The sequence below is a fragment of the Ruegeria intermedia genome, from assembly GCF_900129345.1.
GTDB lineage: Bacteria > Pseudomonadota > Alphaproteobacteria > Rhodobacterales > Rhodobacteraceae > Ruegeria > Ruegeria intermedia.
The window spans coordinates 35,555-48,631 of the sequence record NZ_FQVK01000027.1 but is presented as its reverse complement, the minus strand read 5'-3'; the positions used below and the strand labels follow the sequence as shown (position 1 = coordinate 48,631).

Annotated in this window: 13 protein-coding genes and 3 pseudogenes; 15 read left to right on the top strand and 1 reads right to left on the bottom strand. The window is 68.9% G+C overall.

Annotated features, from left to right (window positions below):
- From F3H26_RS16525 to F3H26_RS16515, 3 genes and pseudogenes are all read left to right on the top strand, one after another.
- Positions 1-309, top strand: a 309-nt coding sequence (locus tag F3H26_RS16525) for a head-tail joining protein (RefSeq protein WP_149777089.1), incomplete at its 5' end; no start/stop codon positions are given.
- A 41-nt stretch (positions 310-350) separates the two neighbouring features.
- The gene (locus F3H26_RS16520; RefSeq protein WP_092501207.1) at positions 351-818 is read left to right on the top strand and encodes a hypothetical protein; all 468 of its coding nucleotides are present in this window, start codon (positions 351-353) and stop codon (positions 816-818) included.
- A 17-nt stretch (positions 819-835) separates the two neighbouring features.
- Positions 836-1,390 (top strand): annotated as a pseudogene (locus F3H26_RS16515) (DUF6441 family protein); the annotation flags it as partial.
- A 25-nt stretch (positions 1,391-1,415) separates the two neighbouring features.
- Here F3H26_RS16515 and F3H26_RS16510 read toward each other — a convergent pair.
- Positions 1,416-2,575, bottom strand: a protein-coding gene (locus F3H26_RS16510; protein ID WP_149777088.1) for an IS3 family transposase whose coding sequence is annotated in 2 segments (ribosomal slippage) — positions 1,416-2,326 and positions 2,326-2,575 — 1,161 coding nt in all. Because the reading frame shifts where the segments join, the coding sequence is not laid out codon by codon here.
- Between the two features lie 65 nt (positions 2,576-2,640).
- Between F3H26_RS16510 and F3H26_RS16505 the strand changes: the two are divergent.
- The 12 genes and pseudogenes from F3H26_RS16505 to F3H26_RS16455 form a co-directional block, all read left to right on the top strand.
- Positions 2,641-4,113, top strand: a pseudogene (locus tag F3H26_RS16505) (phage tail tape measure C-terminal domain-containing protein); the annotation flags it as partial.
- 3 nt (positions 4,114-4,116) lie between these two features.
- A complete protein-coding gene (locus F3H26_RS16500) occupies positions 4,117-4,743 on the top strand; it encodes a DUF2460 domain-containing protein (RefSeq protein ID WP_149777086.1) in 627 nt (208 codons plus the stop codon).
- A complete protein-coding gene (locus tag F3H26_RS16495) occupies positions 4,740-5,087 on the top strand; it encodes a Clp protease/crotonase-like domain-containing protein (RefSeq protein ID WP_149777085.1) in 348 nt (115 codons plus the stop codon). The genes F3H26_RS16500 and F3H26_RS16495 overlap by 4 nt, the downstream gene beginning before the upstream one ends.
- Positions 5,080-5,211, top strand: a complete 132-nt coding sequence (locus F3H26_RS19865) for a hypothetical protein (RefSeq protein WP_262504562.1) — start codon at positions 5,080-5,082, stop codon at positions 5,209-5,211. Before F3H26_RS16495 ends, F3H26_RS19865 begins: the two co-directional genes overlap by 8 nt.
- 4 nt (positions 5,212-5,215) lie before the next feature.
- A complete protein-coding gene (locus F3H26_RS16490; RefSeq protein WP_149777084.1) occupies positions 5,216-5,857 on the top strand; it encodes a lysozyme in 642 nt (213 codons plus the stop codon).
- A gap of 54 nt (positions 5,858-5,911) precedes the next feature.
- Positions 5,912-6,091, top strand: a complete 180-nt coding sequence (locus F3H26_RS16485; protein ID WP_149777083.1) for a hypothetical protein — start codon at positions 5,912-5,914, stop codon at positions 6,089-6,091.
- Positions 6,092-6,201: 110 nt separating this feature from the next.
- Positions 6,202-6,444: a hypothetical protein gene (locus F3H26_RS16480; protein WP_149777082.1), complete on the top strand. Its 243-nt coding sequence runs from the start codon at positions 6,202-6,204 to the stop codon at positions 6,442-6,444.
- A pseudogene (locus F3H26_RS16475) lies at positions 6,441-7,327 on the top strand (DUF2163 domain-containing protein). The gene F3H26_RS16480 and the pseudogene F3H26_RS16475 overlap by 4 nt, the downstream one beginning before the upstream one ends.
- Positions 7,328-7,338: 11 nt before the next feature.
- Positions 7,339-7,785 (top strand): NlpC/P60 family protein, encoded by a 447-nt coding sequence (locus tag F3H26_RS16470; RefSeq protein WP_149777094.1) that lies wholly within the window; start codon positions 7,339-7,341, stop codon positions 7,783-7,785.
- Positions 7,785-8,240 (top strand): hypothetical protein, encoded by a 456-nt coding sequence (locus tag F3H26_RS19740; RefSeq protein WP_223162542.1) that lies wholly within the window; start codon positions 7,785-7,787, stop codon positions 8,238-8,240. Before F3H26_RS16470 ends, F3H26_RS19740 begins: the two co-directional genes overlap by 1 nt.
- 54 nt (positions 8,241-8,294) lie before the next feature.
- Positions 8,295-12,218, top strand: coding sequence for a baseplate multidomain protein megatron (locus tag F3H26_RS20050; RefSeq protein ID WP_223162541.1), 3,924 nt, complete (start codon positions 8,295-8,297; stop codon positions 12,216-12,218).
- Between the two features lie 10 nt (positions 12,219-12,228).
- Positions 12,229-12,963, top strand: coding sequence for a DUF2793 domain-containing protein (locus F3H26_RS16455; protein ID WP_149777081.1), 735 nt, complete (start codon positions 12,229-12,231; stop codon positions 12,961-12,963).
- Positions 12,964-13,077: the final 114 nt, after the last annotated feature.

Genomic DNA, 13,077 nt, shown 5'->3' with positions numbered 1-13,077 from the left:
GACGCGCTCTTCGCCGACCCGCATCTCGGCCGCGACGTGGTCTACACCGCCGAGGGCGGCGCGCCCGTGCTGGTGCGCGCCATCCTGCGCCGGCCGGACGAGGTGACGGGCCTCGGCGAGGCTCGCATCTGGTCCGAAACAACCCGGCTGGACCTGCGCGTGGCTGAGGTCGCAACCCCGCGTCCCGGCGACCGGATCGAGATCCCCGGATCGAGTCCGGGGCAGGCTGGCGAGGCGTTCCTCATCCAGGGCGAACCCGTCCGCGACCGCGAGCGGCTGGTCTGGACCGTGGACCTGCGGCCGTCCTAGAACGGGGTGGGCGAAAGGTGCAGGGACACACAGGAGGCCAGATGCGACACGATTGGAGCCGTCTCAATCACATGCAAATCGGCCGCTATGCGGAGTATTTCGCCAAGATGCATCTCGTGCTGCTCGGTCTCGACGTTTACTCTGCGGAGGTTGACGACCGTGGGATCGATTTCGTGGTGCGTCAGGAGCCGGACAGGTACTGGGATGTGCAGGTCAAATCCGTTCGCAAGCTGAACTATGTGTTCATGCGGAAGGAGGTCTTCCGCCCGCGGCACAACCTGCTTCTCGCCCTTGTCCTTTTCGAGGAGGAAAGGGAGCCGGACCTGTATCTGATCCCAGCCTCGCGTTGGGAGACGCCGGACGGGCTGTTCGTCGACCGCGACTATGACGGAAAGGCCAGCAAACCCGAGTATGGTCTGAACCTGTCCCGCAAACGGCTTCCTGAACTCGATCCGTTCCGTTTCGATCATGCAGGGGCCAGCATTTTTGGTCCAAGCGCTCCGGCCTGATTGCCTGCGTCGCTACGATGAAGCTGAAGCTCGACGTCACGCCGGATCTCGTCGCCGCCATGGCGGCCGAAGTGAAGGCGGGCGAGAAGGCCGTCACCGCCGCCATGACCGAGGCCGGGACCGGGCTCAAGACCGCCTGGCGTGGCCAGATCACCGGCGCGGGGCTTGGCCGGCGGCTGGCGAACTCGATCCGGAGCCAGACCTACCCCAAAGCCGGCGAGAGCCTGAACGCCGCGGCGCTCGTCTGGTCCAAGGCCCCGGTCATCGTCGGCGCGCATGACACCGGCCCGCTGATCCGGTCCCGCGACGGGTTCTGGCTGGCGATCCCGCTGCCCGCCGCCGGCAAGGGGCGGCGCGGCGCGAAGATGACCCCCGGCGAATGGGAGCGTCGCCGTGGCCTGCGCCTGCGCTTCATCTATCGCCGGCGTGGCCCCAGCCTGCTGGTCGCCGACGGGCGGCTCAACACCAAGGGCCTTGGCGTGGCCTCCCGCTCCAAGACCGGCCGGGGCCGCGCCACCGTGCCGATCTTCCTGCTGGTCCCGCAGGTCAAGCTGCCGAAGCGGCTGGACCTTGACCTGCCCCCCTCTGGTCCCTCGTTCATAACGAGAGTCTGCGGGTTTGGGTTTGATAGTCTTCGGTTTCGGTTTGGGCAAGCGCGCCGGGCGCGGAGCCCTCAAATTGCTCAAGCGTCCGGCGCGCTTCGGTCGGTGTTTTGTTTCCTAGCGATGAGTGCGGCCTGACGGTGTTGTAATCGTAACGCCAGAGCGCCAGCTTCCGGCGGGCGTCGTCCAGAGTGTCGAAGATCTCCTCGTTCAACAGCTCGTCGCGCAAGCTGCCGTTGAATGACTCGATGAAGGCGTTCTGCTGCGGCTTTCCGGGGTCGATGTAATGCCACGGCACATCGTTCTGGTCGGCCCATTTCAGGATGGCCCGGCTGGTAAACTCGGTCCCATTATCGCTGACAATGCAAGCGGGCTTACCGTAGATCCGCACCAACGCATCCAGCTCGCGGGCGACACGGGCTCCCGAGATGCTGGTGTCGGCCACCAGGCACAGGTTTTCGCGGCAGCAATCGTCGATCACCGCCAGGATGCGGAACTTGCGCGACGCACCGAAGCTGTCCGACAGAAAGTCCAGCGACCAGCGCGCATTTGGACGCGCCGCCTCCGGCATCGGTGTGCGTGTGCCGCGGGCCCGCTTGCGGCCACGTCGTCGCTTCACCGACAGTCCCTCTTCCCGGTAGAGCCGATACAGTTTCTTGTGGTTCATGATCATGCCCTTGCGCTCAAGCAGAACACCGATCCGGCGGTAGCCGAACCGGCGCCGCTTCCCGGCGATATCCTGCATCTCCTTGCGGATCTCCGGGCAGTCCGGCGGGCGTTCGCGCCGGACTGTTTTGGGATCGACACCGACAAGCCGACAGGCCCGACGCTGCGAGATATCGTGAACCCGCATCGCTCTGAGCGCCGCCTCTCGCCGCTTGGTCAGCGTCGTCAGTTCTTTCCCAGAAGATCCTTCAGAACCACATTGTCCAGCATCGTGTCGGCCAGCAGTCGCTTCAGCTTGGCGTTCTCGTCCTCCAGCGCCCTTAGCCGCGCGGCCTCCGACACCTCCATGCCCCCATACCTGGACTTCAGCTTGTAGAACGTTGCCGGGCTGAGCCCGTGCCTGCGGCACACCTCCGCCGTCGGCATGCCTGCCTCCTGCTCCTTGATCATCCCGATGATCTGCGCCTCGGTGAAACGGCTCTTTCGCATATGTCTGCTCCTTCAGGGTTGAGCAGACTCTACATCACGGTGAGGGATTTTGCGGGGGGCAGGTCAACGCGATCTCCCGGTTGGGCCTGATCTGGCGCGGGCTGTCGAACCAGCTGCCAGTCGCCGCGGCGCCCGCGCCGGAAGCGGTCGCGGATGCCATGGCCACGCTCGCGAGCCGCACCGGCCCGCTCGGCCAAGCCATTGCCGGGCTTTTCGACAATATCGGCCGGCTGACGACCTATGCCGCGACCTTTGCCGCCTTCCTTGCAAGCCGCTGGGTTGCCGGCCTTGCCGCTGCGGCCTTGTCCGTGCGTGGCCTCGCTACTGCGCTCGTGGTCCTGCGCGGGGCGCTGATCCGCACCGGCATCGGCGCGCTGATCGTCGGCGCGGGTGAGCTCATCTACCAGTTCACGCAGCTCGTGCGCGGCGCTGGCGGCTTTGGCGAGGCGCTCGAACTCATGGGCAATGTCGCCAAGGCGGTCTGGGACGGGGTCAAGGTCACCGTCACCTCCTTCGTCGATGATTTCCGCGCCATGCGGGCGGACATCGAGGCGATCTGGCTGCGACTCATGGCGTTTCTCTCGCAGAAATGGGCCGACTTCCTCGCCCAGATCGGCCCGACCTTCAACGCGGTCTCGGAGCGGCTCGGGGCGGATGCCCGCATCGACGTCTTCGGCGCGCAGAGCTACGCGTCCTATCTGGACCATGCCGCCAGCAATGCCGGCCACCAGGCCGATGCGCTGCGTGCCCGCGCAGCGGACACCCGCGCCCACGCCTTCGATGGGGTCCGCGAGGCCGTGGACGCGCTGAGAGCCGCGATGCAGGCAAGCGGCGAGGACGGGGCGGATGCGCTCGATGAAGCGAGGGCCGCGGCCGACCGCGTGACGGAGGCGCTGGACAGTGCCGGACAGGCGGGCCGGGCAGCGGGCGCGGCCAATGCCGACGGCGCGGAGCAGGCCGCAACCGGCTGGGCGGCCGTCACCGCGACGCTGGCCGATTACGCCGCCAAGGCCCGCGACATCGGCGCCGATATCGGCCAGAGCCTCGTGGGCGCCTTCCGCAGCGCCGAAGACGCGGTGGCCGAGTTTGTGAAGTCCGGCAAGCTCGACTTCCGCGATCTGGTGACTTCGCTGATCGCCGATCTGGCGCGGCTCGCCGCCCGGCGGTTCATCCTCGGCCCCATGGCCAGCGCCCTCGGTGGCATCCTCGGCGGCGCCGGCGGGCTTTTTGCTGGCGTGTTTCATGCGGGCGGTGTGGTCGGCGGACCTGCGCCGTCGCGCATGGTCCCCGCCATGGCCTTTGCCGGAGCGCCCCGGATGCATTCGGGTGGTTGGGCCGGCCTGCGTCCCGACGAGGTGCCCGCGATCCTGCAGCGCGGTGAGCGGGTGCTGTCGCGCCGCGAGGCACAGAGCTACGGCGCCGGTGGCGGCGTCACCATCAACATCAACACCCGCGACGCCGAGAGCTTCCGGCAGTCCCGCACCCAGATCGCGGCCGACATTGCCCGGGCGGTATCGCTCGGGCGCAGGGGGCTCTGACCCATGGCATTTCACGAGGTGCGGTTTCCGGATGATATCAGCCGGGGCGCGCGGGGCGGGCCAGAGCGGCGCACTCAGATCGTCGAACTCGCCTCGGGCGACGAAGAACGCAACGCGAGCTGGGCGAACAGCCGCCGGCGCTACGATGTGGCTTATGGCATTCGCCGGGCCGACGATCTGGCGGCGGTGGTGGCGTTCTTCGAGGCCCGTAATGGCAGGCTTTACGGCTTCCGCTTCAAGGACTGGGCCGACTGGAAGTCCTGCTTGCCGTCGCAGACGCCCGCGGCGACCGATCAGCTCATCGGCACCGGGGATGGCACCACCACCGACTTCCAGCTTGTGAAGGCCTACGCCTCGGGCACGCAGACCTGGAACCGGGCCATCACCAAGCCGGTCGCGGGCAGCGTGACGGTTGCGATCGACGGGGTTGAGCAGGCCACCGGCTGGTCCATCGACACGACCACCGGCCTCGTCACCTTCAACGCCGCCCCGGCCTCCGGCGTCTCCATCACCGCCGGCTTTGAATTCGACGTGCCAGTCCGCTTCGACACCGACACGCTCGATGTCACGCTCGATCTCGAACGCCTCGGCTCGATCACCTCCATCCCGCTCCTGGAGATCCGGCGATGAGCGACAATTCCGGTTTCGTCGCGGGCGTCTTGCGCGATCTCGCGGCCTCGACGGCCGTGATCCTTGCCGCCTGGGGCGCGCTCGGGGGCGCCACCAACGCGCTGACAACGAAGATGCGCCTGCGCGACGCGCTGCGCCACATCCTGCTCGGCGGGCTGATCGCCGCCGGCATGGGCAGCCTGTCGATGGCCGTCATCACCAGCTGGCTGGGCCTGCCGCGACAGGCGATCCCGGCGGGCGGTGCAGCGGGATCGGCCGCCTATCTCGTCGGGGTCTTCGGCCCGGCGGTGATCGAACTGGTGCTTGCCCGCCTGCGCCAGGCGCGGGAGGGCGGCGATGACTGAGCTGGTCCGTGTCCTGCGTGGCCTGCGGCGTCTGACCGACGACCCGCGTGACGCTTTCACCCACCGCCTGCGCATTGGCCTCGCGGTCGCCGCGCTGATCCTGATCCTCTCGCTCCTGAGGTAACCCCATGCAGATGACTGAGCGGGGCCTCATGGCCCTTGCCCGGCACGAGGGGATCGTGCCCGGCCCCTATCGCGATTCCACCGGCACCTGGACCTTCGGCATCGGCCACACGGCCGCGGCCGGGCCGCCCAATCCCGTCACCATGCCGCGCGGCATGCCCGCCGATCTCGACGCCGCGATCCGCGAGGCGTTCCGGGTGTTTCGCGCCGATCTCGCGCGATACGAGGCCGACGTTCTGCGCGCTGTGAAGGTTCCATTGGCGCCGCCCGAGTTCGATGCGCTGGTCTCGTTTCACTTCAACACGGGCGGCATCGCCCGTGCGGCACTGACCCGTCATCTCAACGCCGGCAATCGCGTTGCCGCCGCCGACGCGTTCCTGAACTGGCGCAAGCCCCCCTCGATCATTCCCCGACGCGAGGCGGAGCGCGACCTGTTCCGCCATGGCAGGTATCCCAGCGGCACCATCCCGGTCTGGTCCGTGGACCGCACGGGACGCGTGGACTTCTCGCGGCCGATCCGTCGCCTGACCGAGAACCGGGCGCTGGCCCTGCTGCGCCCCGCCAAACCCGAACCCAGCCCAAACGCACCGACCGGCTGGGTCGCCCGGCTGGTCGCCTTCTTCTCCACGCTGATCCGGAGGGACTGATCCATACGCTACATCCGACCGACCTCTCTGACCTGGTGGGCGGGACTGCTCGCCATGCTCACGGGCATTGCATCTGTCGCGCTTCCCGCCACCGGCCCGCTCGCCGAACTGTCCCGGCTCGTCGCGCTGCTCGCCGGCTCAGGTGATGCCTCGCCCGCCGGCCTCATGTTTCTCGGTCTCGGGCTCATCGGCCTGCGCGACCGGATCGAGCGGGGGTTCCGGAGCGATGCCTGAGTTTCTGATCTGGCTGGTGGCCGCTCTGGGTGCTGTCGGTGGCGTCGTCCTCGGCCGCCTCTGGGGGCAGGTGGAAGGCAGACGCGCAGGCAAAGAGGAGGCAGAACGCGATGCGTTGGAAGAGACAATCGGGAAGGTCGAACGTGGCCGCGATGCGGTTCGCGACGGCCGCGGCGCTGGCGATCCTGCTCAGCGGCTGCGCAACAACGACGGTGCCTGGTGATGCCGGCTGCATCTCCTACGCCGAGGCGCGGCTGGCCCGGCCACCTGCGGAAACCGTGACGCAGGTTCCGCCGGACTGGGCGGACTGGATCGCCGATCTCGATGACCGCATGACGGGAACCTGCCGATGAAATCCCTCTCGCCTGCCCTGCAGACCCATCTCGACGAGGGCACGACCACGCTTGCCTGGTGCTGGCGCATCACCCGCGCCGACGGCCAGGTGTTCGGCTTCACCGACCACGACCGGACACTCAGCTTTGAGGCTACCCGCTTCGAGCCGGAAAGCGGCTTCGCGGCGTCGGAACTGCGCGCGGGTTCCGATCTCGCGGTCGATGCGCAGGATGCGGAAGGCGTGCTGCGCTCGGGCGTCATCACAGAGGCCGACATTGCCGCGGGGCTCTGGGACGGGGCGGCGGTCGAGGTCTGGCGGGCGAACTGGCAGGATACCAGCCAGCGTGTGCTCATGCGGCGCGGGGCCATCGGCGAGATCCGGCGCGGGCGGGTGGCCTTCACCGCCGAGATGCGCTCGCTTGCCCATGTGCTCGACCAGCCGGTGGGGCGGAGCTTTCAGGCCGGCTGCGACGCAGTGCTGGGCGACGGGCGCTGCGGGATCAACCTCGAGGATGCGACCTGGAAAGGCAGCGGCACGGTTGCCGTGCTCCTGCGCGACCGGGCGTTTTCGGTGGCGGGGCTCGAGGGTTTCGCCGCGGGGCTCTTCACCTTCGGCACGCTGACCTGGGGCAGCGGCGCCAATGCCGGGCACCGGGTGGAGGTGGAGCGCCATGAGGTCGCCACCACCGGCGAAGCGATCATCACGCTGCTGGAACCGCCCGGCAGTCCTATGCCGCGAACGATGCCTTCACCATCCGCGCGGGCTGCGACAAGGCCTTTGCCACCTGCCGCGACCGCTTTGGCAATACCGCCAACTTCCGGGGCTTCCCGCACATCCCCGGCAATGACACCGTGCTGCGCTACGCGAGCCAAGGGAAGGCGAACGATGGGAGCGTGCTGTGACTGCGGGCTTCATCCGTCGTCCGGCCGCGCGCGGGAAGGTGATCGCGGCGGCCCGGTCCTGGCTCGGCACACCCTATCACGACCAGCAGAGCGTGAGGGGCGTGGGTTGCGACTGCCTTGGCCTCGCACGCGGCGTCTGGCGCGAGGTGGTCGGGCCGGAACCCTTCCCGATCCCGCCCTATTCCCGTGACTCGGGCGAGACTGGCCCGCGCGAAGTGCTGGCCGAGGGCGCGCGCGGCTGCATGATCGAGGTCGAGGCAGGTGATCCGCCCCCCGGCGCGCTCCTGATGTTCCGCATGCGCGAGCGCGCCATTGCCAAGCATGTCGGCATCCTCACCGACACGGGCACGATGATCCACGCCCGCGAGCGGTTGGGCGTGATCGAGGAGCCCTTCACCCAAGCTTGGCGGCGGCGCCTCGCCTTCGCCTTTCTCTACCCGCAACCAAGGAGGCGCTAATGGCGACCCTCGTGCTCGGCCTTGCCGGTCAGGCCATTGGCGCCTCGATCGGCGGCTCGATCCTTGGCATCTCCGCCGCCACCATAGGTGGGGCGATCGGCACCATGGCGGGCTCGGTCGTCGACAGCTGGATCGTGGGCTCCCTGCAGCCCGACCAGCGCTACGAGGGCGCAAGGCTGGACAGCCTGCGGGTGACCTCCGCCACCGAGGGCACCACGATCCCGCGCGTCTTCGGCCGCATGCGTCTGGGCGGCAACATCATCTGGGCGACCGACTTCACCGAGCATGTGAGCACCACCACGCAAGGCGGCGGCAAGGGCGGCGGGCCGACGGTCACGACGACCGAGTATTCCTACACCGCCTCATTCGCCGTCGCGCTCTGCGAAGGCCCGATCACCGGCATCGGTCGCATCTGGGCCGATGGCGAGTTGCTCGATACCTCGACCGCCACCTAGCGCTGGTATCCGGGCGGCGAGGCGCAGGCCGCCGACCCGTTCATCGCCGCGAAGATGGGGGCCGAGGGCGCGCCGGCCTATCGCGGCACGGCTTATGTTGTGTTCGAGGAACTCGACCTCACCTCCTTCGGCAACCGTATCCCGCAGCTGTCTTTCGAGGTGTTCCGGCCGCTCGCCGACCCCGACACGGCCGAAGGCGCCATCCGCGCCGTCACCATGATCCCCGGCGCGGGCGAGTTCGTTTACGCCACCGAGTCGGTGATGCGCGTGGAGGGCGCCAAGACCACGCCCGAGAACGTGCACGCCGAGACCGACAGGGCCGACTTCCTCGTTTCCCTCGACCGGCTGGAGGCGCTGGCGCCCGCGGTCGAAAGCGTGTCGCTGGTAGTCTCGTGGTTCGGCAACGACCTGCGCGCGGGCCATTGCACCATTCGTCCCGGCGTCGAGACCGCGACCAAGACCACGACCCCGCATGTCTGGCAGGTCAACGGCGTGAATCGCGCCGCGGCACATCTGGTGTCGACCGACGCCGACGGCCGGCCCGTCTATGGCGGCACGCCGAGCGATGCGGCCGTGGTGCAGGCGATCAAGGAACTGAAGGCACGGGGCTACCGCGTCACCTTCTATCCCTTCCTGCTGATGGATGTGCCCGAGGGCAACACGCTGCCGGATCCCTACAGCGACAACGCTTCAACCGTTGGCCAGCCGGCCTATCCCTGGCGCGGGCGCATCACCTGCTCGCCGGCGGCGGGTTACGCTGGCACGGTCGACAAGACGGCGACTGCCGCGGCGCAGGTCTCGGCCTTCTTCGGAAAGGCGACGCCGGCGGACTTCGCGGTCTCGGGCGAATCGGTCAGCTACACCGGCCCGTCCGGGGACTGGGGCTGGCGGCGGATGATCCTGCACTACGCCCATCTCTGCGCGATTGCCGGCGGCGTTGACGCCTTCCTGATCGGCTCCGAGCTTCGGGGGCTGACCACCATCCGCGACGGCGCCACCAGCTATCCGGCGGTGGCGGAGCTCCAGAGCCTCGCAGCCGATGTGCGTTCCATTCTGGGCCCGTCCACGAAGATCAGCTATGCAGCGGACTGGTCGGAATACTTCGGCCATGATCCGGCGGACGGCTCGGGAGACCGCTTCTTCCATCTCGATCCCTTGTGGGCGGATGCCAACATCGATTTCGTCGGCATCGACAACTACATGCCCGTCTCCGACTGGCGCGACGGCTTCGAGCATCTGGACGCGCGAGCCGGCTGGCCTGCCGTTTACGACCGGTCCTACCTGCAATCGAACATCGCCGGCGGCGAGGGCTTCGACTGGTTCTATGCGAGCCAGGCGGATCGCGAGGCGCAGCTGCGCAGCCCGATCGCCGATGGCGACTACGGCGAGGACTGGATCTGGCGCTTCAAGGATCTGCGCTCCTGGTGGAGGGAGCCGCATCACGATAGGCCGGCCGGCGTGCGCCTTGGCATCGCCGCGCAGGGTGCCGAGCCGCTCGGCTGGAACCCCATCGGCGCGGGCGTCACCCTCACGGCCGGCAGCGGCAGCCATCGCGGCTTCACCGTCCCGGCGCTGATCGCGAGCGGCGGGGCGACCTGGCACGGCGCGACGCCGGGCTTCTTCAGCTTCGCGCCGGGCGACCGGGTCGCGATCTCGGCTTACGTCTCGGCCGGCAGCTCGGGCAACGCCATGCTCGACTTCGCCGCCTCCGGCGCGGGCGACACGGGCGTCGTGGTCAACCTCGCCACCGGCGCGATCGAGAGCTGGTTCGAGGGCCCCAACCCGATGGTCTCGAAGGCGCTGGTCGATCTCGGCGGCGGCGTCTGGCGCATCGACATGATGGTCGACGTGACGGTTGCGACCGCCAACTACCAGCTGCGCCTCGGGCCGCGCTCGGCCATGGTGGGCGAGGACGTACTCGCCTTCGGCATCGAGGCGGTCATCGAGGGCAAATCCAGCACCGGATGGGTGCCGGAGTCCAAGCCCATCCGCTTCACCGAGTTCGGCTGCCCGGCCATCGACCGGGGCACGAACCAGCCGAACGTCTTTTGCGACCCGAAGTCATCCGAGAGTGCCGCACCTTACTTCTCGCGGGGATGGCGGGACGATGCCATCCAGCGGGCGTATCTCGAGGCTGCGGCGCTGTACTGGGCCGATCCGGCGAACAACCCGGTGTCCAGTATCACCGGCCTGCCGATGGTCGATACCTCGGAATGTGCCGCCTGGACCTGGGATGCCCGCCCGCATCCGTTCTTCCCGGCGCTCACCGACGTCTGGTCCGACGGCGCGAACTGGCAGCTCGGCCATTGGCTGACGGGACGTCTTGGCGCTGTGTCGCTCGCCGCGCTCGTGCGCCATCTCTGCCTCGCTGCTGGAATGGACGCCGCACATATCGACGTCTGCGGCCTCTGGGGCGCGGTCGAAGGGTTGGTAATCCCCGCCATCGAAAGCCCCCGCACGACGATCTCCATGCTGGCCCGCCACTTCGGCTTCGACGCCGTCGAGAGCGAGGGTGTCATCCGCTTTGTCATGCGCGGCCGCGCGACCGTTTCCACCATCACGCCCGACGACCTGGTCGCAGGCAACGGCGAGGACATCGAGCGGACGCGCGGCCAGGAGACCGAGCTTCCGCAGGTCCTGCGCTGGAGCGTGGCGCGCGCCGATGAGGATTATGACAGCGCCCTCGTCGAGGCCCGCCGCATCACCACCGGTGCAGTGCGGGTCACCGCCGAGAGCTTCCCCGTCGCCGTCGCGCCGGAGGAAGCCGAGCGCCGATGCCGCCGGGCGCTGATGGAAACCTGGACAGGCCGCGAGCGGGCCGCCTTCGCGCTGCCGCCCTCGCGCCTCGCGCTCGATCCAGGCGATGTGGTGATCTTCAGCGATGGCACGACCACCGAGTTCCGCCTCACGCGCATTGCCGACGGGCTCTCCCGCCGCATCGAGGCCACCCGTCAGGACCGCGAGGTCTACGATCTGCCGCCGGGCGCACAGCGAACGGCCGCCGTCACCCGCTCTGTGCCGCTCGGCGCGCCGCAGGTGGCGATCCTCGATCTGCCACAGCTGACCAGCGCCCACACGCCACCGCGCCCCTTGATCGCGGTCGATGCCGATCCCTGGCCGGGCACGGTCGCGGTGCTGCGCAGCCCCGAGACCTCGGGCTGGGCGAGCTTCGCCACGATCACCCGCCGCGCGCGGATCGGGACGCTCGCCGCCGACCTGCCAGCCGGACCCGCTTGGCGGTGGGACCGGGGTTCGGTGCTCGAGATTAGCCTTCCTTGGGGCCAGCTCGAAAGCGTCACCGAGTTGCAGCTCTTCGCGGGCGGTAACGCCTTTGCCGTCGAAAGCGCGCCGGGCACATGGGAGATCCTGCAAGCCCGCGACGCGATGCTCGTCGCCCCCGGCCGCTATCGCCTCACCACGCTCCTGCGCGGCCAGCGGGGGACGGAGCATGCCATCGGTAATCCCGCCCCGGCCGGGGCGCGGGTCGTGGTGCTGGACGGGGCCGTCACCGAACTGCCCTTCACCGTCGGGGAGATCGGCCTGCCGTGGAACCTCGCCGTCGGACCGGCAACGCGACCGGTGTCGGACATGTCCTATACGATCCTGTCCGTGACGCCTGTGGGCGCCTCGCTCCGGCCCTTCGCCCTGGTGCATCTCGCGGCCCGCGCGGAGGCCTCAGGCGACATCACCCTCACCTGGACCCGCCGCTCCCGCGACCCCGCGGCCGACAGCTGGGAGGCGGCCGAAGTGCCGCTCCTCGATCAGCCCGAAGCCTGGGAGATCGACATTCTCGACGGCGCGACGGTGAAGCGGACGCTGATGGCGGGAACAACAACGACCACGTACAGCACCGCCGAGCAGGTCGCCGACTGGGGCGCGACGCTCGCGCCCGGCGCCATGCTCACCATCCGCGTGGTCCAGCTCTCGCCGTCGCTCGGACGCGGGACTCCAACCGAAGACATCGTCACCATTTCTTGAGGCTCCGACAATGACCCCGATCCTCGCGCTTCCCTACATCGCGGCGGCACAGGCCCAGAAGCACGTCACCCACAACGAAGCCCTCGACCGGCTCGATGGCCTCGTGCAGCTTTCCGTGAAGGACCGGGATCTGACAACGCCACCGCCGAGCCCGACGGAAGGTGATCGCTACATCGTGGCCACCGGTGCGACCGGGGCGTGGGCCGGATGGGACGGTGACGTGGCGATGTTCTCTGGCGGGGCGTGGGTTCGTCTGCCTGCACGCACGGGCTGGCGTGTCTGGATCGAGGACGAGGGGTCGCTCCTCGTGAGATCGGGCGGCGCGTGGCGCACGCTCGAGGCCGCGCTCGGGCTTGTGACGCAGAGCACAGACGTCACCCTCGCGCTGAGCCCGAACGGCGCGGCGACGCGCCTCACCGTCGCTGAGGAGACACTGACGAACCTCGCGGGCCCGACCGTTACCTCGAGCATCGTCATTCCCGCGCGCGCCATCGCGCTGTGCGTCTCGACCCGCACCACCAGCGCCATCACCGGCGCCACAAGCTACGACTGCGGCATCGCCGGCAGCCCCGCGAAGTTCGGCGGCTCCCTCGGCACCGCCGCCGGCGCCTCCAACCTCGGCATCATCTGGCCAGAGGCCTTCTGGGCCGACACGCCCATCGTCCTCACCGCCAATGGCGGCGACTTCACCGGCGGCGCCGTGCGCATCGCCATCCATGCCTTCGCGTTCACCCCGCCAGACTGAGGCCGCCATGACACCTCCCAGATCCGAGCAGGGCTTTGTCCGCATGCCCGAGGACGAGTTGCCACTTCGCCCACGAGGCACCTGTCGCGGAGGCTGCGCGCCGACCGGCCTTTC

Bases quoted from the DNA above. Each gene is read 5' to 3' on its own strand.
- F3H26_RS16490 (WP_149777084.1), top strand. From the start codon at position 5,216: ATGCAGATGACTGAGCGGGGCCTCATGGCCCTTGCCCGGCACGAGGGG.
- F3H26_RS16455 (WP_149777081.1), top strand. From the start codon at position 12,229: ATGACCCCGATCCTCGCGCTTCCCTACATCGCGGCGGCACAGGCCCAG.
- F3H26_RS16520 (WP_092501207.1), top strand. From the start codon at position 351: ATGCGACACGATTGGAGCCGTCTCAATCACATGCAAATCGGCCGCTAT.
- F3H26_RS16495 (WP_149777085.1), top strand. From the start codon at position 4,740: ATGAGCGACAATTCCGGTTTCGTCGCGGGCGTCTTGCGCGATCTCGCG.
- F3H26_RS19740 (WP_223162542.1), top strand. From the start codon at position 7,785: ATGGCGACCCTCGTGCTCGGCCTTGCCGGTCAGGCCATTGGCGCCTCG.
- F3H26_RS16480 (WP_149777082.1), top strand. From the start codon at position 6,202: ATGCGTTGGAAGAGACAATCGGGAAGGTCGAACGTGGCCGCGATGCGG.
- F3H26_RS19865 (WP_262504562.1), top strand. From the start codon at position 5,080: ATGACTGAGCTGGTCCGTGTCCTGCGTGGCCTGCGGCGTCTGACCGAC.
- F3H26_RS16500 (WP_149777086.1), top strand. From the start codon at position 4,117: ATGGCATTTCACGAGGTGCGGTTTCCGGATGATATCAGCCGGGGCGCG.
- F3H26_RS16485 (WP_149777083.1), top strand. From the start codon at position 5,912: ATGCTCACGGGCATTGCATCTGTCGCGCTTCCCGCCACCGGCCCGCTC.
- F3H26_RS20050 (WP_223162541.1), top strand. From the start codon at position 8,295: ATGGGGGCCGAGGGCGCGCCGGCCTATCGCGGCACGGCTTATGTTGTG.